Annotated in this window: 15 protein-coding genes; 7 read left to right on the forward strand and 8 right to left on the reverse strand. The window is 70.2% G+C overall.

All coding sequences use genetic code 11. The annotated features are described in order from the left end of the window. The first annotated feature begins 42 nt into the window (after positions 1 to 42). The 3 genes from HG543_RS24390 (at position 43) to HG543_RS24400 (ending at position 1,173) form a co-directional block, all read left to right on the forward strand. On the forward strand, positions 43 to 279 hold the full coding sequence (locus tag HG543_RS24390; protein ID WP_169347246.1) for a hypothetical protein: 237 nt from the start codon (positions 43 to 45) through the stop codon (positions 277 to 279). 129 nt (positions 280 to 408) lie between these two features. Beyond that, a complete protein-coding gene (locus HG543_RS24395) occupies positions 409 to 720 on the forward strand; it encodes a TipAS antibiotic-recognition domain-containing protein (RefSeq protein ID WP_169347247.1) in 312 nt (103 codons plus the stop codon). Positions 721 to 864: 144 nt separating this feature from the next. Continuing rightward, a complete protein-coding gene (locus HG543_RS24400) occupies positions 865 to 1,173 on the forward strand; it encodes a cyclic-phosphate processing receiver domain-containing protein (RefSeq protein ID WP_169347248.1) in 309 nt (102 codons plus the stop codon). An 80-nt stretch (positions 1,174 to 1,253) separates the two neighbouring features. Here HG543_RS24400 and HG543_RS55570 read toward each other — a convergent pair whose 3' ends face one another. From HG543_RS55570 to HG543_RS24420, 4 genes are all read right to left on the reverse strand, one after another. Beyond that, positions 1,254 to 2,438, reverse strand: coding sequence for a hypothetical protein (locus HG543_RS55570; protein WP_169347249.1), 1,185 nt, complete (start codon positions 2,436 to 2,438; stop codon positions 1,254 to 1,256). Between the two features lie 209 nt (positions 2,439 to 2,647). Continuing rightward, positions 2,648 to 3,031, reverse strand: coding sequence for a hypothetical protein (locus HG543_RS24410; RefSeq protein WP_169347250.1), 384 nt, complete (start codon positions 3,029 to 3,031; stop codon positions 2,648 to 2,650). 358 nt (positions 3,032 to 3,389) lie between these two features. Then, positions 3,390 to 3,593, reverse strand: coding sequence for a hypothetical protein (locus HG543_RS24415; protein WP_169347251.1), 204 nt, complete (start codon positions 3,591 to 3,593; stop codon positions 3,390 to 3,392). Beyond that, a complete protein-coding gene (locus HG543_RS24420) occupies positions 3,590 to 3,904 on the reverse strand; it encodes a carboxypeptidase-like regulatory domain-containing protein (protein ID WP_246357263.1) in 315 nt (104 codons plus the stop codon). Before HG543_RS24420 ends, HG543_RS24415 begins: the two co-directional genes overlap by 4 nt. Before the next feature lie 265 nt (positions 3,905 to 4,169). Between HG543_RS24420 and HG543_RS24425 the strand changes: the two genes are divergently transcribed. The 3 genes from HG543_RS24425 to HG543_RS24435 all read left to right on the forward strand — a co-directional run bounded on the left by HG543_RS24425 (position 4,170) and on the right by HG543_RS24435 (position 14,756). Then, a complete protein-coding gene (locus HG543_RS24425; protein WP_343073420.1) occupies positions 4,170 to 5,036 on the forward strand; it encodes a hypothetical protein in 867 nt (288 codons plus the stop codon). 467 nt (positions 5,037 to 5,503) lie between these two features. After that, the gene (locus HG543_RS24430) at positions 5,504 to 12,655 is read left to right on the forward strand and encodes a HAMP domain-containing protein (protein ID WP_169347268.1); all 7,152 of its coding nucleotides are present in this window, start codon (positions 5,504 to 5,506) and stop codon (positions 12,653 to 12,655) included. 118 nt (positions 12,656 to 12,773) lie between these two features. Continuing rightward, the gene (locus HG543_RS24435) at positions 12,774 to 14,756 is read left to right on the forward strand and encodes a hybrid sensor histidine kinase/response regulator (RefSeq protein WP_169347254.1); all 1,983 of its coding nucleotides are present in this window, start codon (positions 12,774 to 12,776) and stop codon (positions 14,754 to 14,756) included. A gap of 69 nt (positions 14,757 to 14,825) precedes the next feature. Here HG543_RS24435 and HG543_RS24440 read toward each other — a convergent pair whose 3' ends face one another. Beyond that, a complete protein-coding gene (locus HG543_RS24440) occupies positions 14,826 to 15,140 on the reverse strand; it encodes a type II toxin-antitoxin system RelE family toxin (protein WP_169347255.1) in 315 nt (104 codons plus the stop codon). A 265-nt stretch (positions 15,141 to 15,405) separates the two neighbouring features. On the opposite strand from HG543_RS24440, the gene HG543_RS24445 reads away from it, so the two are divergent. Next, the gene (locus HG543_RS24445) at positions 15,406 to 18,357 is read left to right on the forward strand and encodes a PAS domain-containing protein (RefSeq protein ID WP_169347256.1); all 2,952 of its coding nucleotides are present in this window, start codon (positions 15,406 to 15,408) and stop codon (positions 18,355 to 18,357) included. 3 nt (positions 18,358 to 18,360) lie between these two features. Here HG543_RS24445 and nhaA read toward each other — a convergent pair whose 3' ends face one another. The 3 genes from nhaA to HG543_RS24460 are packed head-to-tail and all read right to left on the reverse strand — an operon-like array spanning position 18,361 to position 20,638. Continuing rightward, positions 18,361 to 19,725 (reverse strand): Na+/H+ antiporter NhaA, encoded by a 1,365-nt coding sequence (gene nhaA / locus HG543_RS24450; RefSeq protein WP_169347257.1) that lies wholly within the window; start codon positions 19,723 to 19,725, stop codon positions 18,361 to 18,363. Then, positions 19,725 to 20,228: a DUF6232 family protein gene (locus HG543_RS24455; protein ID WP_169347258.1), complete on the reverse strand. Its 504-nt coding sequence runs from the start codon at positions 20,226 to 20,228 to the stop codon at positions 19,725 to 19,727. Before HG543_RS24455 ends, nhaA begins: the two co-directional genes overlap by 1 nt. Beyond that, a complete protein-coding gene (locus HG543_RS24460) occupies positions 20,225 to 20,638 on the reverse strand; it encodes a DNA-binding transcriptional response regulator (RefSeq protein ID WP_169347259.1) in 414 nt (137 codons plus the stop codon). Before HG543_RS24460 ends, HG543_RS24455 begins: the two co-directional genes overlap by 4 nt. Positions 20,639 to 20,729 lie beyond the last annotated feature (91 nt).

The raw sequence follows: 20,729 nt of genomic DNA on the forward strand, positions 1-20,729 counted from the left end.
GGGGTGGGGTAGAAAGGAGCCCGCTGCTCCTGGAGGTGCCCCGTGCCCGTGGATACGAACCGACGCATCAGCTCCGCCCGCCCCGTGGGCCGCGCGCTGGGCGGGCAGGACCGCTACGAGAAGGAAGCCGTCGAGGGCCCGCCCGAAGGGCCGCTCGCCATGAGCCGCCGCCAGCGCCTCTCCGGCGGCCCCGCGCGTACGGAAGGGGAGAGCCCCTTCGCCGCGAAGCTGCGACAGCTCGCGGACGGCACGCCCCCGAAGAAGGATGGCGACCGCTGAAGGCATGACGGGGCCTTTGAAGGCATGACGGGGCTTCTGAAGGCATGACAGGGCCTTGAGGCTTACGGGACGTGAGGGTGTATCCACCCCGTTCCGCCGCGATTCCCGCGGCGGGACGAGGTGACACGCATGTCCCTGAAGCCCGAGCCCTCCGCGCTGGACGAGTCCCTCCACCAGTTCATGGCCGAGTGGCCCGAGGTCATCGCCCGGGTCCGCGAGGAGATGGACCGGGGCACCGACCCGACGCAGGACGCCGTGCGCTCCCTGGCCGAGCGCTGGATGGACCTGGTGCGGGTCTTCACCGGCGGCGACCCCGGCATCGAATCGTGGCTGCGCGCGATGCACCAGCAGTCGCCCGACGCGGCCGCGCGGCATGGCGTGGACCCGCGGCTCTTCGGGTACATCGGCAGGGCCATGGCCCGCCGGGAGGAGCCGGAGTAGAGCGTCGCGGAGGGGGGTGCCCATGGCGTGGTGTCGCGAGCCATGGAGGACGGTGCGCCGCGAGGTCCTGTCAGTCTCCGTGGCGTGCGCGCCGTCCATGGGGCCGTACCGGAAGCGTCGCGGTGTCCGGCCGGGAGCGGAGTCATGAAGGTCTACCTGGATGACGAGCGGCCCACGCCCGAGGGCTGGGTGCCGGTGCGGTGGCCCGAGGAGGCCATCGCGCTGCTCGAGGGCGGGCAGGTGACGGAGCTGAGCCTGGACCATGACCTCGGGGATGACGCGCATGGCACGGGCTACGACGTGCTGCTGTGGCTGGAGGAAGCCGTGGCGACGCGCGGCTTCGTGCCGCCGCGCGTGCGGGTGCACTCGGCGAACAGCTCCGCGCGGCGGAAGATGGAACTGGCCATCGAGCGCATCGAGCGCTTCGTCCGTGAGCGCGAGGGGACGCCCTGAAAAGTCTCCGGGCCGTCGAGAGGGATTGAATTCCTCTCGACGGCCCGGGGTGTGATGCGCGTGGGGCGCTTCACTTCGAATCACCGCGGGCGAGGATACACCTGGATGCGGGTCGCGTAGCTGTCGCCATCGGCGAGTTGGTTGAACGCGGCCCGGATGGGAGTGCCCGCCGGCAGGCTCTTCACGGAGATGCTCTGGCCGTTGCGGGTGGTGCGCGTCTTGTCGCCCACGAGCAGGGTGTAGAGGTCGCCGGTCTCCGCGTCGCGGACGTGGATCTGGTTGCCGGAGACGGAGGCCACCTGACCCTGCATGAGGACGCTCGCGACCACGGTGTTGTTCGGGTCCGCCGCCGGCGCGGAGCCACCCGTGCCCGAGCCACCCGTGCCCGTGTCGGCCGGGCCGCCCGTGCGGCTCAGCGCGGCCACCTGCCGCTGAAGCTCCTCGACCTGGGCGCGGAGCCGGGCCACTTCCTGTGACTCGTTGGGACGCGCGGCCATTCCGGCGGCAGCGCCCGCGGCGCTCGCGCTCGCACCGCCGCCACCGGCTCCGCCGCCAGCGCCACCCGTTCCGCCGCCGCCCGTCGCGCCGCCGGTGCCGCCGCCGCCCGTCGCGCCGCCAGTGCCGCCACCGCCCGTCGCGCCGCCAGTGCCGCCGCCACCCGTCGCGCCGCCAGTGCCGCCACCACCCGTCGCGCCGCCGGAGCCACCCGTGCCCGTGCCGCCGGTGCCCGCGCCGCCCGTCCCAGTGCTGCCAGTGCCCGAACCGCCCGTCCCGGTGCTGCCCGTGGTGCCGGTGCTGCCAGTACCACTGATATCCGAGCTCCCCGTGCCCGCGCCGCCGGTGCCGCCCGCGCCCGTGGTGCCCGTGCCACCCGTGCCGATGCCCGCGCCGCTCCCGTCCGTCGAGTCCGCGCCGCTCGCGCCGGTGGTGCCCGTCGTCTCAGCGCCCGTGTTTGTCCCAGCGCCGCCGGTGCCGCCGGTGCCGCCGCCCGTCACCGTTCCGGCGCCGCCCGAGCCGCCCGTCTCGGAGCTGCCCGTCGTGCCCGTGGTGCCCTGCGGAGCCGGAGAAATGCTCCCCGGAGAGAAGGTGCCCGTCCCCGTGCCGCCCGCTGTGCCCGTGCCGCCCGTCCCCGCGCCACTCGTGGCGCCCGAGGCACCTCCTCCAGCCGCGCCTCCGCCTGAACCGCCGCCTGCTGATTGGGCGAGTCCGACAGATGAAACGAGGAAACTGAAGGTCAGGGCAGCAGTGGCAATCGCGCGTCGCATGGTCGGTTCCTTTCCCTCCCCATCGCAAAGGTGAGGTCAGGGACCGGAGGGACAAGCTCGCACCCACGGACACCCCGGGAAGCACGGTTGCAAGCCAGGGCTCGGAGCAGGAGGCGACGGCGCTCAGAACCGGTAGCGCACTCCCAGGCGCACCTGCCGTGGCGCTCGGTGCCGCACGGGCAGGGCCTCCGCGCCTTCCGACACGCGGGTCACCTCCTGGGAATCGAAGAGGTTGAAGGCCTTGAGCACCTCCGGGCGCCAAAGGCCTTGATGGCATGGGGCCGGTCCAGGGGCAGCAGCCGCGTTCCGCCCAGGCCCATGAGAGGAACAGGGGCTTCCGGTGCGACGGCGCCGTCCGCTCCGGCCGGGGCCAGGAACGGGCCCGGGTAATTGCCGGACAGCCGCGACAGCGTGTACTGGAGCGCGCCCATCCACGTCTCGCACAGGCCGCTTCCCCGCACGCCCACGGTCGCCGCGTCATAGGTCCGCTTCGCGGACGGAAGACTCGACGCGAGGCCACGGCCCGGGTTGCCGAGCAGCACCGCGCCCTCCGCGCGCAGCAGCATGGGCGCGGTGTCCAGGTCGCGGTGCATATAGCTCGCGCTGTCGCCGCCTGCGTCCGCTCGGACACGAGGTGCTCCGTGTCCAGGCCCAACCGGAAGAAATGGTCTCCCAGCGCCTTCAGAGACCAGGGGATCCGGGCCCCGGCCTGGAAGCGGTCCGCCACGCGAGACAGCGATGTGCCCTCACCGCTCCCGGACACGCCGTGGTGCAGCCAGCCCGCGCCGAGGTCCAGGAGCAGGTCCGAGAGCTCGCCCTGGTAATGGAGGCTCGTCAGCCGGGCCTCGTTGTCGAGCTCCCACGGCTCCGGTGCCGGGCCGGACGCGCGTTGGCGGGTGGGGGCGGTGATGAGCATCAGCGAGATGCGGTGATCCTGCGTGGGCAGGTACATCAACTTCGCTCGGTGCTCAGTGGGAGGACCTCGCGTCCGAACACGGGTTCTCGCGGGGAGAGGCCATCCACCGTGGTCTCGTTCTCGAACGGGCTGGCCCCGCTGATGGAAGCGCCGGACACGTCGCCCACCACCTGGGGCATCAGCTCGGAGACGCTCTCGGACGAGCGCAGCGCGCCAGTCCTCCCCGAGGGGCGGTTCACCGCGAGGACGCGAAATCACCCAGGCTGAGCGGACTCGAGGCCAGTACCGCGCCGCCCGAGTCGATGAACGTCAGGCCCGGGCCGCAATGCTCCATGACCTCCTCGTCTCCGGTGGACGCGAGGAGGTTCACGTTGACGCGCAGGGCGCGCCCTCGCCGAAGCGGGAGGTCGGCCCGTGCGTGGGACTGGTAGTTCTCCTTCTCGAACCGGAGGGTGTAGATGCCCGGTGGGAGCTCGGGCAGGTGGTAGTTCCCCTCGGCGTCCGTCTCCGTGTACTTCACGTCTTGAACGACGCGGGACAGCCCCCTCATGCCCATCTGACACAGCCCCTCACCGGGATGAGCATGTCACGGCTCGATGCCGTGCTTTGACGCTCCTTGCTCCTGGCAACAACCTCCCGTCCCGCTATCAGGAACGAGCAGCCAGCCGAGCACGCGCGCCCGTCGGCCCCGGGTCACGGAAGCCTTCGCGCCGTTTCTGTGCTGTCCTGCGTGGACCGCCACCGGGGAGGGGCTCCCGGGCGCGGTGGATACGCCGAAGCCGACAGGAGCCGCCGTGAGTGGACGGGAGGGCCCGGTGACCGGAAGCAGGAAGGGCGCGCGGGCCTCCGCGAAGGCCACGCGCGCGCTCAGCGCCCGGCCCTGGCCGCTCACCATCGCCATCGCCGCGGCGCTCGGTCTGCTCATCTACACCGCCACCACCAGCCTGCCGTACCTCATCTCCTCGCCCACCGCGGACCCGCACTTCGGCGCCCTCAACGACTGTCTCTCCCGCGCGCTGCCCGCCCCCCGGCTGGGCTGGGCCGTGTCCCCGGATGCCTCCCGCGCCGCCGTGTACGGCCCGCGCGGAATCGCGGTGTGCGAACGCGGCGGCGCGTCCCTGCACCTGGACGTGACGGGGACGCTGGCGGCCACCTTCGGAGGCGACAACCGGCTGTGGGTCTCCGCCGGTGGCCGGCTGCTGCGCGAGGAGCAACGCGCACTCCGACCCGTGGGCGACTTCGCCCCCGTGTCGCTCGCCGGGCATGCGGGCGGGGTGCTCGCGCTGGACGAGGCCGGCCATCTCGTCTCCGTGGCCTCCGATGGGGCGGTGCTCGGGCAGACGACGGTGCCAGGGGCCGCCGGGTGGCTCACGGTGGGAGCGGCCGGCACGCTCGCCGCCGTGCTCACCGATGGGGCGCTCCGCGTCTACGACGCCCGCACGCTCTCGCCCCTGCCCGCCGAGCCCCCCTGTGCCGTGGACCGCCTCTGGTGGCTCGATGCCCCGGAGCGGATGTTGATCGGCTGTGCTCCCTCGGGGGCTCCCGCCTTCACGTTGGATCTGCGCGCGGGCACCCACGCCCCGGCGCCACGCAGCCCCGAGACGCCTGCTCGCCGGCTCTTCGGTCGGGCCCTCTATGTCCAGGGTTGTGATGGTTTTCCGTGCACGGCTCCGGCTCCTTGAGATGTTGGAAGGTGGCTTTGGCCCCGGTGTGCTTCACGGGGTGTCCGGGCTCGTGAACCACACGGTTCACTAGTGGACGAACGGCCCCTCCCGGGGCCCGCTTGGAATCGACAAGCCCGCGAACTCCTTGGAGATTCGCACCGCCCGGGCGCCGCGCGGAGCATCGCCGCAGCGTTCATCCCGATCAGAGGTTTGCAAGCGTGGACGACACCAAGATTCCCAACGGCAACGGCAACGGCCGCAAGCGCCCCTCGCGGAAGGCTCCTGAGAATGGGGCTCCCCGCTCCGAGGAGGCCACCGGCTCCGCGCGAGAGCGCGAGAATGTCGCGGCCAACCGGCTGAGGGCCGAGCGGGCTCGCGGTCGCTCCGAGGACACGACGTCCGGCGAGGGCACTCCCGCGACGGGCGGTGGCCGTGGCGGCTCCAAGGCGCCCGGTGCCGGCAGCCGCACCCGTGGGGGCCACCCGATGCAGCCGCTGCTCACCGCGCTGCGCGCCGTGCAGGCCGGTGACTTCTCCGTGCGCCTCCCCGGGGGCACGAGCGACGCCGTCATGGAGGAGATTGCCCGCGCCTTCAACGCGGTGGTGACGCTCAACTCCGCGATGACGCAGGAGATGGTCCGCGTCGAGCGCGTGGTCGGCCGCGAGGGCCGCATGGGCGAGCGCGTGTCGCTGGGCGACGTCAGCGGCGACTGGGCCACCAGCATCAACTCCATCAACGCCCTCATCGGCGACCTGGTGCAGCCCACCACGGAGGTCGCGCGCGTGCTGGTGGCGGTGGCCGAAGGCGACCTCACCCAGAAGATGGCGCTGGAGATCGACGGCCAGCCCGTGAAGGGCGAGTTCCTCCGCATCGGCACCACCGTGAACGCGATGGTGGACCAGCTCAACTCGTTCGCCGCGGAAGTGACCCGCGTCGCCAAGGAAGTGGGCAGCGACGGCAAGCTGGGCGGTCAGGCCGACGTGAAGGGCGTGTCCGGCGTCTGGAAGGACCTCACGGACAACGTGAACCTGATGGCCAACAACCTCACGGCCCAGGTGCGTAACATCGCCGAGGTGTCCACCGCGGTGGCCAACGGCGACCTGTCCAAGAAGATCACCGTGGACGTGCGCGGCGAGGTGTTGGAGCTCAAGAGCACCATCAACACGATGGTGGACCAGCTCAACAGCTTCGCCTCGGAAGTGACCCGCGTGGCCCGTGAAGTGGGCACCGACGGCAAGCTGGGCGGTCAGGCCGCGGTGCCCGGTGTGTCCGGCACGTGGAAGGACCTCACGGACAACGTGAACTTCATGGCGTCCAACCTCACCACCCAGGTGCGCGGCATCGTGAAGGTGGTGACGGCGGTCGCCAACGGCGACCTCACCCAGAAGCTGATGGTGCCTTCGCAGGGTGAGATTGCCGCCCTGGGCGCCACGCTCAACAACATGACGGACACGCTCAACGTGTTCGCGCAGCAGGTGACCAGCGTCGCCCGCACGGTGGGGGTCGAGGGCAAGCTGGGCGCCCAGGCCCAGGTGCCCGGCGCCGCCGGTACGTGGAAGGACCTCACGGACAACGTGAACCTGATGGCCAACAACCTCACGGCCCAGGTGCGCAACATCGCGGAGGTCACCACCGCCGTCGCCAAGGGCGACCTGTCCAAGAAGATCACCGTGGACGTGAGGGGCGAGGTGATGGAGCTGAAGGACACCATCAACACGATGGTGGACCAGCTCCGCGCCTTCGCCTCCGAGGTGACCCGCGTCGCCCGCGAGGTGGGCACCGACGGCAAGCTGGGCGGTCAGGCCGACGTGAAGGGTGTCGCCGGCGTCTGGAAGGACCTCACGGACAACGTGAACTACATGGCCTCCAACCTCACCACGCAGGTGCGAAACATCGCGCTGGTGACGACCTCGGTGGCCAACGGTGACCTGTCCAAGAAGATCACCGTCGATGCTCGCGGCGAGATTCTGGAGCTGAAGAACACCATCAACACGATGGTGGACCAGCTGAACTCGTTCGCCTCGGAAGTGACGCGCGTCGCCCGCGAGGTGGGTACGCACGGCAAGCTGGGCGGCCAGGCCGAGGTGCGCGGCGTGTCCGGCACGTGGAAGGACCTCACGGACAACGTGAACGTGATGGCCGTCAACCTCACCACCCAGGTGCGCGGCATCGCCAAGGTGGTGACGGCGGTCGCGAATGGTGACCTCACCCAGCGCCTGAAGATGGAGGCCAAGGGCGAGGTGGCCGAGCTGGCCGACACCATCAACGCCATGACGCAGACGCTGTCCATCTTCGCCCAGCAGGTCACCGACGTGGCCCGCACGGTGGGCGTGGAAGGGAAGCTGGGCGCCCAGGCGGTGGTGCCCGGGGTGGCCGGTACGTGGAAGGACCTCACGAACAACGTGAACCTCCTCGCGAACAACCTCACTGACCAGGTCCGTAACATCGCCGAGGTGACGACGGCCGTCGCTCGGGGCGACCTGTCGCGCAAGATCACCGTCGACGCGAAGGGCGAGGTGCTCGAGCTGAAGAACACCATCAACACGATGGTGGACCAGCTGCGCGCCTTCGCCTCGGAAGTGACGCGCGTCGCGAAGGAAGTGGGTACGGAAGGCAAGCTCGGCGGTCAGGCCGACGTGAAGGGCGTGTCCGGCGTCTGGAAGGACCTGACGGACAACGTGAACTTCATGGCGTCCAACCTCACCAGCCAGGTGCGCGGCATCGTGCGCGTGGTGACGGCGGTCGCCAACGGTGACCTCACCCAGAAGCTGATGATGGACGCCAAGGGCGAGATTGCCGCCCTCGCGGACACCATCAACGCGATGACCCAGACGCTGTCCATCTTCGCCCAGCAGGTGACGGACGTCGCCCGCACGGTGGGCGTGGAGGGCAAGCTGGGCGCCCAGGCCGAGGTGCCGGGCGTCGCGGGCACGTGGAAGGACCTCACGAACAACGTGAACCTGCTCGCGAACAACCTCACCGCGCAGGTGCGAAACATCGCGGAAGTCACGACGGCGGTCGCGAACGGTGACCTCTCCAAGAAGATCACCGTCGACGCGAAGGGCGAGGTGTTGGAGCTCAAGAGCACCATCAACACGATGGTGGACCAGCTCCGCGCGTTCGCCGCCGAGGTGACCCGCGTCGCCAAGGAAGTGGGTACGGAAGGAAAGCTGGGCGGACAGGCCGACGTGAAGGGCGTGTCCGGCGTCTGGAAGGACCTCACCGACAACGTGAACGTCCTCGCCGGCAACCTCACCGACCAGGTGCGTAACATCGCCAAGGTCACGACGGCCGTCGCCAACGGCGACCTGTCCCAGAAGATCACCGTGTCCGTGAAGGGCGAGGTGCTCGAGCTGAAGAACACCATCAACACGATGGTGGACCAGCTGCGCGCCTTCGCCTCGGAAGTGACGCGCGTCGCCAAGGAAGTGGGCACGGAAGGCAAGCTGGGCGGTCAGGCTGCGGTGCCCGGAGTCGCGGGCGTGTGGAAGGACCTCACGGACAACGTGAACGTCCTCGCCGGCAACCTGACGGACCAGGTGCGCAACATCGCGAAGGTCACCACGGCCGTCGCGAACGGCGACCTGTCGCAGAAGATTTCGGTCGAGGCCCGGGGCGAAATCCTGGAGCTGAAGAGCACCATCAACACGATGGTGGACCAGCTGCGCGCCTTCGCCGCGGAGGTGACTCGCGTCGCGAAGGAAGTGGGTACGGACGGCAAGCTGGGGGGTCAGGCCGCGGTGCCCGGCGTCGCCGGCACGTGGAAGGACCTCACGGACAACGTGAACAGCATGGCCTCCAACCTCACCAGCCAGGTGCGCAACATCGCGCTGGTGACGACGGCCGTCGCCAATGGTGACCTGTCCAAGAAGATCACCGTCGACGCGAAGGGCGAGATTCTCGAGCTGAAGGACACCATCAACATCATGGTGGACCAGCTGAACTCGTTCGCCTCCGAAGTGACGCGCGTCGCCCGCGAAGTGGGTACGGAAGGCAAGCTGGGGGGGCAGGCGGAAGTGCGCGGCGTGTCCGGCGTCTGGAAGGACCTGACGGACAACGTGAACTTCATGGCCCGCAACCTCACCACGCAGGTGCGCGGCATCGTCAAGGTGGTGACGGCCGTCGCCAACGGCGACCTGAAGCAGAAGCTGGTGGTGGAAGCCAAGGGCGAGGTGGCCGCGCTCGCGGAGACCATCAACAACATGACCGACACGCTGGGCACGTTCGCCGAGCAGGTCTCCACGGTGGCCCGTGAAGTGGGCGTCGAGGGGAAGCTGGGCGGTCAGGCCCGCGTGCCCGGTGTGGCCGGCACGTGGAAGGACCTCACGGACAACGTGAACTTCATGGCGTCCAACCTCACCACGCAGGTGCGCGGCATCGTGCGCGTGGTGACGGCCGTCGCCAACGGTGACCTCACCCAGAAGCTCATCGTCGACGCGAAGGGCGAGGTCGCCGCCCTGGCGGACACCATCAACAACATGACGGACACGCTGGGCACCTTCGCCGAGCAGGTGTCCACGGTGGCCCGCGAGGTGGGTATCGAAGGAAAGCTGGGCGGCCAGGCCCGCGTGCCCGGTGCGCGCGGCACGTGGCGGCAGCTGACCGACAACGTGAACCAGCTCGCCGGTACGCTGACCAGCCAGCTGCGCGCCATCTCCGACGTCGCCACCGCGGTGACGAAGGGCGACCTGACCCGCAGCATCACGGTCGTCGCCGAGGGCGAAGTGGCCGCGCTGAAGGACAACATCAACCAGATGATCGTCAACCTGCGTGAGACCACGCAGAAGAACCAGGAGCAGGACTGGCTCAAGACGAACCTGGCGAAGTTCTCCGGCATGATGCAGGGCCAGAAGAGCCTGGACGCCGTCAGCCGCCTCATCATGAGCGAGCTGACGCCGCTGGTGTCCGCGCACCACGGCGCCTTCTTCCTCATGGACGGCGAGTCCGGCACGCCCCTGCTGAAGCTCACCAGCACCTACGCGTACCGGGAGCGCAAGCACATCGCCAACCGGTTCCGCCTGGGCGAGGGGCTCATCGGCCAGTGCGCCCTGGAGCGGAAGACCATCCTGCTCACCAAGGTGCCCTCGGACTACATCACCATCTCGTCCGGCCTGGGTGAGTCCACGCCGCTCAACATCATCGTCCTGCCCGTCCTCTTCGAGGGCGAGGTCAAGGCCGTCATCGAGCTGGCGTCGTTCCACCCGTTCAGCGCCATCCACCAGATCTTCCTGGACCAGCTCACCGAGAGCATTGGCGTGGTGCTGAACATGATCATCGCCAACATGCGCACGGAGCAGCTGCTGCTCCAGTCGCAGAGCCTCACGCAGGAGCTGCAGAGCCAGTCCAAGGAGCTGACGGTTCAGCAGGACCAGCTCAAGCGCACCAACATCGAGCTGGAGGAGAAGGCGAAGCTGCTCGAGGAGCAGAACCGGCGCGTCGAGGAGAAGAACAACGAGGTGGAGCGCGCCCGCGTCAGCCTCGAGGAGAAGGCGGAGCAGCTCACCGTCATCTCCAAGTACAAGAGCGAGTTCCTGGCCAACATGAGCCACGAGCTGCGCACGCCGCTCAACTCGCTGCTCATCCTCGCCAAGCTCCTGGCGGACAACAAGGACGGCAACCTCAGCAACAAGCAGGTGGAGTACGCCAACACCATCTACGCGTCCGGCGGCGACCTGCTCAGCCTCATCAACGAGATTCTGGACCTCTCCAAGGTGGAGGCCGGGAAGATGCAGGTGGAGCCGCGGGACATCGTCCTGTCGGAGCTCAACCAGTTCATCGACCGCGCCTTCCGCCCGGTGGCGGAACAGAAGGGGCTGGCCTTCACGGTGGAGGTGGCTCCGGGCACGCCGCGGCACATCCGCACGGACCCGCAGCGCCTGCAGCAGGTGCTGAAGAACCTGTTGTCCAACGCCTTCAAGTTCACCGACGAGGGCAGCGTCAAGATGAAGGTGGCCGTCGCGGACCGGAGCATGCGGTTCGACCACGAGGTGCTCAAGCGCTCGCGGCACGTGCTGGCCTTCTCGGTGGCGGACACCGGCATCGGCATCCCGAAGGACAAGCAGCGCATCATCTTCGAGGCGTTCCAGCAGGCGGACGGCTCCACCGCGCGCAAGTACGGTGGCACCGGCCTCGGCCTGTCCATCAGCCGGGAAATCGCCAAGCTGCTGGGCGGCGAAATCCACGTGCAGAGCGAGCCGAAGAAGGGCAGCACCTTCACGCTGTACCTGCCGCCCGAGTACGTCGGTCCCGACGACGACGGCCTGCCGCCGCTGTCCGGCCCCAGCGAGCCGCCGCCTCGCCTGCCTCCGGCGCCGGAGCCCCAGTCCATGGCCCCGGTGGTGCCGTTCACGCCGGCCGTGGCGGAGAGCAGCCACGTGCTGGACGCGGCCCTGCCGCCGCCCATCGAGTCCACCCTCGCGTCCGTCGCGGTGGAGGACGACCGGGAGCACATCCGCGAGGGGGACCGCGTCCTCCTCATCATCGAGGACGACGTGAAGTTCGCCCGCATCATGGTGCAGATGGCGCGGGAGAAGGGCTTCAAGGCGCTGGTGGCCACCCGGGGTGACTCCGGCCTCGCCATGGCCAACGAGTTCCAGCCGCACGCCATCACGTTGGACATCCAGCTGCCCGTGGTGGACGGCTGGAGCGTGCTGGACCGGCTCAAGCGCAACCCGCGCACGCGCCACATCCCCGTGCACGTCATCAGCGTCATGGACAAGGCGCAGGGCAACTCGCAGGGCGCCTTCGGCTACCTCACCAAGCCCGTCAGCAAGGAGGGCCTGGAGCGCGTCTTCACCCAGCTGGCCAGCTTCCTGGAGCGCAAGGAGCGCCGGCTCCTGCTGGTGGAGGACGACGACACCCAGCGCGACAGCCTGGTGAAGCTGCTCAGCGAGGGCGGCGACGTGGCCGTCACCGCCGTCGCCACCGGCGAGGAGGTGCTCAAGCAGCTGGAGCACAGCGAGTTCGACTGCCTCGTCATCGACCTGCTGCTGCCGGACACCGACGGCATCAAGCTGGTGGAAGAGGTGAAGACGCAGCAGCGCTTCCGCGACCTGCCCATCGTCGTCTACACGGGCAAGGAGCTGACGCCCAAGGACGAGGCCCGGCTGCGGCGCTACACCGGCAGCGTCATCCTCAAGAGTGGCTCCAAGAGTCCGGAGCAGTTGCTCAGCGACACGGCGCTGTTCCTCCACCGGCTGGACCAGAACCTGCCACCCCGCGCCCGGGCCGCGCTGTCCCAGCGCAGCGACAAGGACCAGGAGCTGGCCGCCAAGAAGGTGCTCGTCGTCGACGACGACATGCGCAACATCTTCGCGCTCACCAGCGTTCTGGAAAACCACGGCATGCAGGTGGTCTTCGCGGAGAACGGGCGGGCGGCCATCGAGATGCTCGAGCAGCACCGCGACGTGGACATCGTCCTCATGGACGTGATGATGCCGGAGATGGACGGCTATGAGACCATGCGTGCGATCCGCAAGGACCTCAAGTACGCCAGCCTCCCCATCATCGCCGTCACCGCGAAGGCGCTGAAGGACGACCGCGAGAAGTGCATGGCCGCCGGGGCGAGCGACTACCTGCCCAAGCCGGTGGACACCGACAAGCTGCTGGCACTCATCCGTCTGTGGGTGACGACCTGACGGACTGAGTGATGGGTAGCGTACGGCTGGCCTCCGCCGGGCTTGGGTCCGGCGGGGGCTGCGCCTAGCCTCTGCGACCGGTAAAGACGCGCTCGGGGCATCCCTTCATCCAATCTCCATGACGCCTAGCGAACACATCCCCGCCGAACGCACCCAGGAAGGCGCCGCGCGTCACCGGGCGAGCATCCTCATGGTGGACGACCATCCGTCCAACCTGCTCGCGCTGGAAGCCATCCTCGAGCCCCTGGGACAGGAGCTGGTCAAGGCCACCAGCGGTGAGGAAGCACTCAAGTTCCTCCTGCAGCGTGACTTCGCCGTCATCCTGATGGACGTGCAGATGCCGGGGCTGGATGGCTTCCAGACGGCCACGCTCATCAAGCAGCGGGAGCGCACGCGCACCATCCCCATCATCTTCCTCACCGCGCTCAGCCGCGACGCGGCCCACGTCTTCAAGGGCTACGCGCACGGCGCGGTGGACTACCTGCTCAAGCCGTTCGACCCCGAAATCCTGCGCTCCAAGGTCAGCGTCTTCGTGGACCTGTTCCTCAAGGAGCAGCAGATCCAACGGCAGGCGGCCCAGCTGCGTCAGCGCGAGCGAGAGGCGCTGGAGCGGCAGAGCGAGCTGCGCTACCGGCGGCTCACCGAGTCCCTGCCCGAGGTCATGTGGGCGGCGCGGCCGGACGGCACCTTCACCTACGCCAACCGCGCCGCGCGGGACTACACCGGCATCCAGGAGGACCAGCCGCTGTCGCTGGCGACGTTCCTGGAGTTCGTCCACCCGGTGGACCGGGAGGACATGCGCCACTCGTGGGAGCAGGCCATCCGCCTGGGCCAGCGCGTGGAGCGCGAGTTCCGCATGCGGCGCTTCGACGGCGTCTACCGCTGGCACCTGGCGCGTGCGGTGCCCGAGCGGGACGAGACGGGACAGCTCGTGGGGTGGATCGCCATCGCCACGGACATCGACGACAAGCGCCGGGCCGAGGAGTCGCTGGCACGCTTCAAGACGACGCTGGACGCCACGCTGGACTGCGTCCTCATGTTCTCCCCGGACTCGCTGACGCTCACCTACGCCAACGCGGGCGCCGCCAAGCAGCTCGCCGCTAGCGTGGACGAGTTGGTGGGCCTGTCCGTGCTGGAGGTGGAGGGCGCCTTCGACGAGGCGGGCTTCCGCAAGCTCCTGGCCCCGCTCGTCAGCGGGACGCTGCCGAGCCAGACGTACTCCACCACCCACCGCCGCCGCGACGGCGCCGAGGTGCCGGTGGAGGTGGTGCTCCAGTTCGTGGCCGCGGACGAGGGCCCGGGCCGCTTCATCTCCGTGGCCCGCGACATCACCGAGCGTCAGCGCGCGGAGACGGCGCTGCGGCTGGCCAGCGAGGCCAAGGACGCCTTCCTCGCGGCGGCGAGCCACGAGCTGCGCACGCCGCTGGCCGCCGCCAAGGGCCACGCGCACCTGGCGCTGCTCAAGCTGGGCAACGAGACGGAGGCCGGCCCGGGCAAGTCGCTCAAGATCATCAACCGCCAGATTGACCGCATGGCCAAGCTGGTGGAGGACCTGCTCGACATCAGCCGGCTGCAGGCGGGCCGCCTGTCGCTGGAGCTGGAGCGGTTCGACCTGAGCCTGCTGGTGAGCGAGACGAGAGACCGCATGGCGGTGCTGTCGCAGGGGCACGAAATCCGCGTGGAGGCCCCCGAGCACCTGGAGGGCACGTGGGACCGCGGGCGCCTGGACCAGGTGCTCACCAACCTCCTGTCCAACGCCATCCGCTACTCACCCGAGGGCGGGCCGGTGCTGGTGCGGCTGTCCGGCGAGGGCGACGAGGGCGTGCACCTGTCCGTGAAGGACCGCGGCGTGGGCATCCCCAAGGAGAAGCAGTCGCTCATCTTCGAGCGCTTCGGCCGCGCGCACGGCAGCAAGTACGGCGGCCTGGGCCTGGGGCTCACCATCAGCCAGGGCATCGTCGAGCAGCACGGCGGCCGCATCTGGGTGGAGTCCGCGGGCGTGGCCGGGGAGGGCTCCACCTTCCACGTGTGGCTGCCGCGCGAGACGGCGGCGCAGACGGCCACCGTGCACCAGTCCGCGGGCACCCGCACCGCGAGCTGAAGGGGAAGTGAAGTGGAGGACCGGGCGCCCCGGTCCTCAGGGTCCTTCTCGAAACCGCGCCCCCTCGGGTTACCGGGGGCCCACCGGAGGCGGAATCGTGGCCAGCCGGAGGGTGACCTCCAGCAGCCGGATGGCCGCGCGCGCGGGGTCCACCTGATAGAGCAGCACGAAGTCGCCCACCGTGAAGGACAGGGCCGTCTCCAGGCCCGTGTGCTCCAGGGACAGCGGGTTGGGCAGCCGCCCCTCCGAGGCGAGCGTGGCCAGGGCCGTCAGCCGCTGCTGGAGGACGCCGTAGTCGGTGTTGGAGAGATGGCCGAGCTGCCGCCAGGCCGCGGGGTGGACCTCGACCGCGTACACGGGGGAGGAGACGTTGGGGGATTCCATATGGGCGGCAGGCGCCAAAGCAACCTCCGCACCAGCGCCAGCGTGCCTGGAATCAAACGGTTGGCACACCCCCGGGGCCCAGGGTCTGTAGGAATTCCGGCCCCCCTTCCGAGGCCCTCTGTAACTTCTTCCGCCTGTTGCCCGACGGTGGGAGCGGAGGCCTGTCGGGCCGAGGACAGACAGGAGCAATTGCGGGCGCGTGGGGCTCCCCGAGCAGGGTGGAGTCCCAATTTTCCGGATCGCCACGCGCTGTTCCACCTCATGTATGTCGAGCATCGCCGACCTCATCGAGAGTCACCGTGAGTCGCTCGTGCAGCGCTTCCTGGAGGAGGCGGGGCGGCTCGAGAGCGCCAGGGGACTGAAGGGCCCCGAGGTCATCAACACCTTCCCCGAGTACCTCACCGTGCTGGCGGCCCTGTCGCGGCAGGGGCCCCTGGAGGAGCTGGCGCGGACGAAGCGGCGGCTGGAGGACATGCACGTCGGGGGGCGGCTGCGGCTGGGCTACAACCAGGACGAGGTGACGGGGGAATACGTCCTCATGGGGCGGCTCATCGCCGGGCTGTGGGAGGCGCTGCCAACGGAGCAGCAGCCCTCGCCCGAGGACTCGCAGGCGCTCTTCGCCCGGCTGGACGCCGCCATGGACTACGCGGTGGCGGTCTTCACCGGCTACTCCATGGAGGACCGGCAGCGGGAGAAGCGCACCCTGCGGCGGCTGGACGCGCTGGCGCCCAAGGCGCTGGGGCGGGATGAGTCGCTGGCCTCGCACCTGGAGCCGCTGGTGCGGCTCATCCATGAGGCCCTGGAAGCGGACGGGGCGGAGCTGTTCCTGGTGGGCACGCCGGGGACGCTGCGGCTCGCCGCCGCCACGGGCCGGTGCGAGGCGCAGTCCCGGCGGGACGTGGTGGTGTCGCTGGAGGGCGACGGGTTCCTGGCCCGGGTGGCCCGCTCGGAGGAGCCGCTCTTCCTGGCGGGCACGGCCGAGGCCACCGCCGACATGCGCGAGGGGCTCTGCGGAGGCGGGCTGTCCACGCTCATGGGGCTGCGGCTGTGGCCGCATGGAGACCTGATGGGCGTGCTCTACGTGGGCGTGGCCCGGGCGCGGCCCTTCTCCCCGCAGGCCAAGCGCTACATGGAGACGCTGGTGGAGTACCTCTCCGGCATCCTCGACCGGGCCTTCCTCTTCGGGCAGCTCCAGGAGGCGCATGCGCGGCTGGGCGAGTCGGAGGCGCTGTACCGGCTGGCCACCCACGCCATCTCCGATGCCATCTGGGACTGGGACTTGAGCCCCGGCGGCGTCCTCCGGCACGAGGGCGTGGGGACGCTCTTCGGCTACCCGCGGCAGGAGGTGGAGTCGCACCTGCGCTGGTGGGTGGAGCGCATCCACCCCGAGGACCGCGAGGCCGTGGAGTACAGCCTCCAGGCGGCCGTCCAGGGAGAGGCGGAGCGATGGGAGAGCGAGTACCGCTTCCGCCACCATGACGGCCACTACGTGCACGTCATCGACCACGGCGTCATCGCCCGGGACGCGGCGGGCCGGCCCGTGCGCATGGTGGGCGCGATGCAGGACGTCACCGCGCGCAAGCAGGTGGAGGAGACGCGGGCCCTGCTGCTCCAGAGCGAGCGCCAGCGCACCGCGCGGCTTCGCGGGCTGGCGTCGGCGTCGGTGGACATCACCGGCCGGGAGACGCTGGACGCGGTGCTGCGCGCCATCACCGAGCGGGCCCGGGTGCTCATCGGCGCGCATTGGGCCCGCACCACGCTGATGAGCGTGGGAGGCTGGGGAAAGTCCCTGGATGCCGTCTCGCGCTCCGGCACGTCCGCCGCGCCCGCGAGCGCCAGTGGCATCTTCCTGGAGGTGACCCGCCGCAACCAGACGCTGCGCCTGTCGCGGGCCGAGCTGGAGGCGCACCCCCGCTGGAAGGACCAGGGGGCGCACGGCTGGCTGGCGGCGCCGCTCATCGGCCGGGACGGGAGCAACATCGGCGTCATCCAGCTCGCCGACAAGCAGGCGGGGGACTTCAGCGAGGAGGACGAGGCCATCCTCGTGCAGCTGGCGCGGCTGGCCAGCGTGGCGGTGGAGAACGTGAAGCTCTACACCGCGCTGCGCGAGAGCGAGGACCGGCTGCGGCTGGCGCTGGCGGCGGCCCGGCTGGGCACCTGGGACTACGACCCGGTGACGGGCGTCCTGAGGTGGGACGAGCGATGCAAGGCCCTCTTCGGCCTGTCCCCGGATGCCGTGGTGACGTGGGATGCCTTCGTCTCCGGCATCCACCCGGAGGACCGCGTCCGCACCCAGGCCGTGGTGCGCAAGGCGCTCTCCGGAGAGGACGGCGGAAGCTACGACATCGAGTATCGCACCGTCGGCCTGGAGGATGGCGCGGAGCGCTGGGTGTCGGCGCATGGCCAGGCCTTCTTCGACGAACAGGGCCGCGCGGTGCGCTTCATCGGCACGGTGCTGGACGTCACCGAGCGCAAGCGCCTGGACGCGCGGCTCTTGCGGCGCGAGGAGGAGCTGCAGCGCCGGGCGGAGATGGAGGAGAAGCTGATTGGCATCGTCAGCCACGACCTGCGCAGCCCGCTCAACGCCATTGGCTTCTCCACCACGCTGCTGTTGCGCCGGCAGGACCTGGACGACGCCGCGAAGCGGAACGTGGAGCGCATCCGTGACGCCACCGGCCGCGCGGAGCGGATGATTCGGGACCTGCTCGACTTCACGCAGGCGCGGATGGGCGGCGGCATCCCCATCCACCGCAAGCCGGCGGACCTCAACGCGCTGGTGCGGACGGTGGTGGAGGAGGTGCGGCTGGCCAACCCGGGCCGGCGCATCGACGTGGAGACGTCCGGCAGCGGCGCGGGGGACTGGGACGTGGACCGGCTGGCGCAGGTGCTCACCAACCTCTTGAACAATGCGCTGCGCTACGGCGAGCAGGACACGCCCGTCCAGGTGGAGACGCGCACGGAGGACGGCGTCGTCGAGCTGCGCGTGCACAACGAGGGCGAGCCCATCCGCCCGGAGGTGCTCCCCATCCTCTTCGAGCCGATGCGGCGGGGGATGGGGAACGGGCAGCCGAGGAGCCCCGGGCTCGGGCTGGGGCTCTACATCGTGGACCGCATCGTCCACATGCACGGGGGCCGCATCAGCGTGCGGTCCTCGGCGGAGGAGGGGACGACCTTCGTCGTGCGCCTGCCCCGGTCCGCGGGGCAGGCGGGGGCCTGAGCGTCAGACCTGGGGCGCGGGCGCCGCGGCCACCGTGCCGGTGGCGGTGACGGGCGCGGTCATCCGCAGCAGCAGGTAGCCGCCGATGCCGGACAGGGCCGAGCCCAGCAGGATGCCCACCTTCGCCGCGTCCAGCAGGTGCGGGTCGGGGAAGGCGAGCCCGGCGATGAAGAGCGCCACCGTGAAGCCGATGCCGGCCACCACGCAGACGCCGTGCACCTTCACCCACGAGGCATTTCCTGGCACCGGGGACAGCCCCAGCTTCACCGCGAGGAACGTGGCGGCGAAGATGCCGAGCTGCTTGCCGAGGAACAGCCCCAGCATGGCGCCCAGCGGAATGGGGCTGACGAGGTCCGACAGCCCCACGCCCGACAGCGACACGCCGGAGTTGGCCAGGGCGAACACCGGCATGATGAAGAAGGCCATGTACGGGTGCAGCAGGTGCACGAAGCGGTTGAGCGGCGGCTCCAGGTCCTCCAGCTTCTCCTCGATGGCCAGCACCTCGGCGTTCTGCAGGTCCTCGTCGGGAGGCTTGCCGATGAGCTGCGTGGTGTGCACGTGCAGTTCCGCCAGCACCTCGTGCGCGGAGCGCTCCGGGCGCGCGGGAATCATCAGCCCGAGCACCACGCCGGCCAGGGTGGCGTGGATGCCCCCGTGGTGGAGCGAGTACCAGAGCGCCGCGCCGCCCGCCGCCCAGATGAGCCCGTTGCCCACGCGCAGCCGGTTGCACACGAACAGCGCCCCGATGACGCCGAGCGCCCCCAGCAGCCAGTCCACGTGCAGCCCCGAGCCGTAGAACAGGGCGATGACGAGGATGCCGCCCATGTCGTCGAAGATGGCGAGCGCGGTGAGGAACACGATGAGCGGGTGGGGCACCCGGCTCTTGAGCAGCGTGAGGATGCCGACGCAGAAGGCGATGTCGGTGGCCATGGGAATGGCCCAGCCCGGCTGCCCGGGACCGCCGTGGTTGAGCAGCACGTAGATGCCCGCGGGCACCACCATGCCGCCCACCGCCGCCACGAGCGGCAGCAGCGCGCGGGAGAGCGTGCGCAGCTCGCCCACCACCAGCTCCCGCTTGATTTCCATCCCCACGACGAAGAAGAAGATGGTCATCAGCCCGTCGTTGATGAGCTCGCGCACGGTGAAGCGGCCCACCGCGTCGCCGACGCCCAGCGACAGCGGGAAGTCGAACACCTCCGAGTAGAGCGCGCTCCACGGAGAGTTGGCCCAGACGAGCGCCACCGCCGCCGCGACCAGCAGGAGGATGCCGCTGGCGGCCTCGAGGTGGAAGAACCGCTGGATGGGGCGGACGACGCCCGCGAAGAGGGAGCCCAGCTTTCCGTTTGCCACAGTGCCCTTCGACGCCATCAGTGCCTTCCCCGTGCGCGCGTGGCCGCCTCGTCGAGCAGGGTCGCCAGCTCCGTGCTGTCCCGCGACTCCCGGCCGGTGTGCACCCGCCAGGCCCCGGCCTTCGTGTGGGCGAGGACCTGGTACGAGTCCTCGGCGAGCACGAGGCGCGCGATGGACGCGAAGATGACCAGCGCCGTCACCCCCAGCGCGGCCTCGTAGCGTCCCTCAATCGCCGCGGACGACGACACGGACAGGGCGGACAGCAGCGGCAGGCCCACGCTCACGGCCAGCGCGAGCGTGGCCAGCACGGGGGCCATCCTCGGCGAGTGGCGGACGGACTCCACGCGCGTGACGTCCGCCAGGAGGAGGCGCTTGCCGCGCGCCACCACGTGCTCGGACGTGACGAGCACGCCGTGGCCCTGGAAGAGCGGAGCCTCGGGCGCGGGGAGCGACACCCACACCGGGCGCCCGGGAGAGGCGGGCGTGGCGGGAAGCCGGGGAGCTACGAGTTGCTCAATCATGGGTCGTCTCCACGAGAAGGCGGCGCGGCCCCGCCGGAAGGAGGGAAGTCGGTGCCCCGAGCGTGGGGCAGGTGCGCGAGCAGCACGCGGCGCAGTTCGTCGAGCGGGCGTCCCAGCGCGAAGCAGTCCCGGGCGCCCAGCCGGAGCGCGAGCCGCACCAGCCGCTCGTCCGCGAAGGGCACCAGCACGATGACGGGCCCCTCGGGCGTGAGCTCCCGCGCGCGCGCCAGCAGCGGCAGGATGGCCTCACCCCGCTCCGCATGCGCCAGCACGACGTCGGGACGCACCGTGGGTCCGGTGTCTCCCACATCCAGGGCGATGCCCAGCTCCCCCAGCACGTCCGTCAGGAGCGAGCCGAGCGAGGAATCACCCCCCAGGAGGCGGGCGCGGGCTGTGGGCGGGGTAACCACGCCCGGAACTCAAGCAATGGCCATGCCCGGGCCGCTGCCCCGGGGCCACCGTGGCCGGGTGCCAGGGAGCGTGGCATCGCGCCAGACCCCC

Source organism: Pyxidicoccus fallax, from assembly GCF_012933655.1.
Lineage (GTDB): Bacteria > Myxococcota > Myxococcia > Myxococcales > Myxococcaceae > Myxococcus > Myxococcus fallax.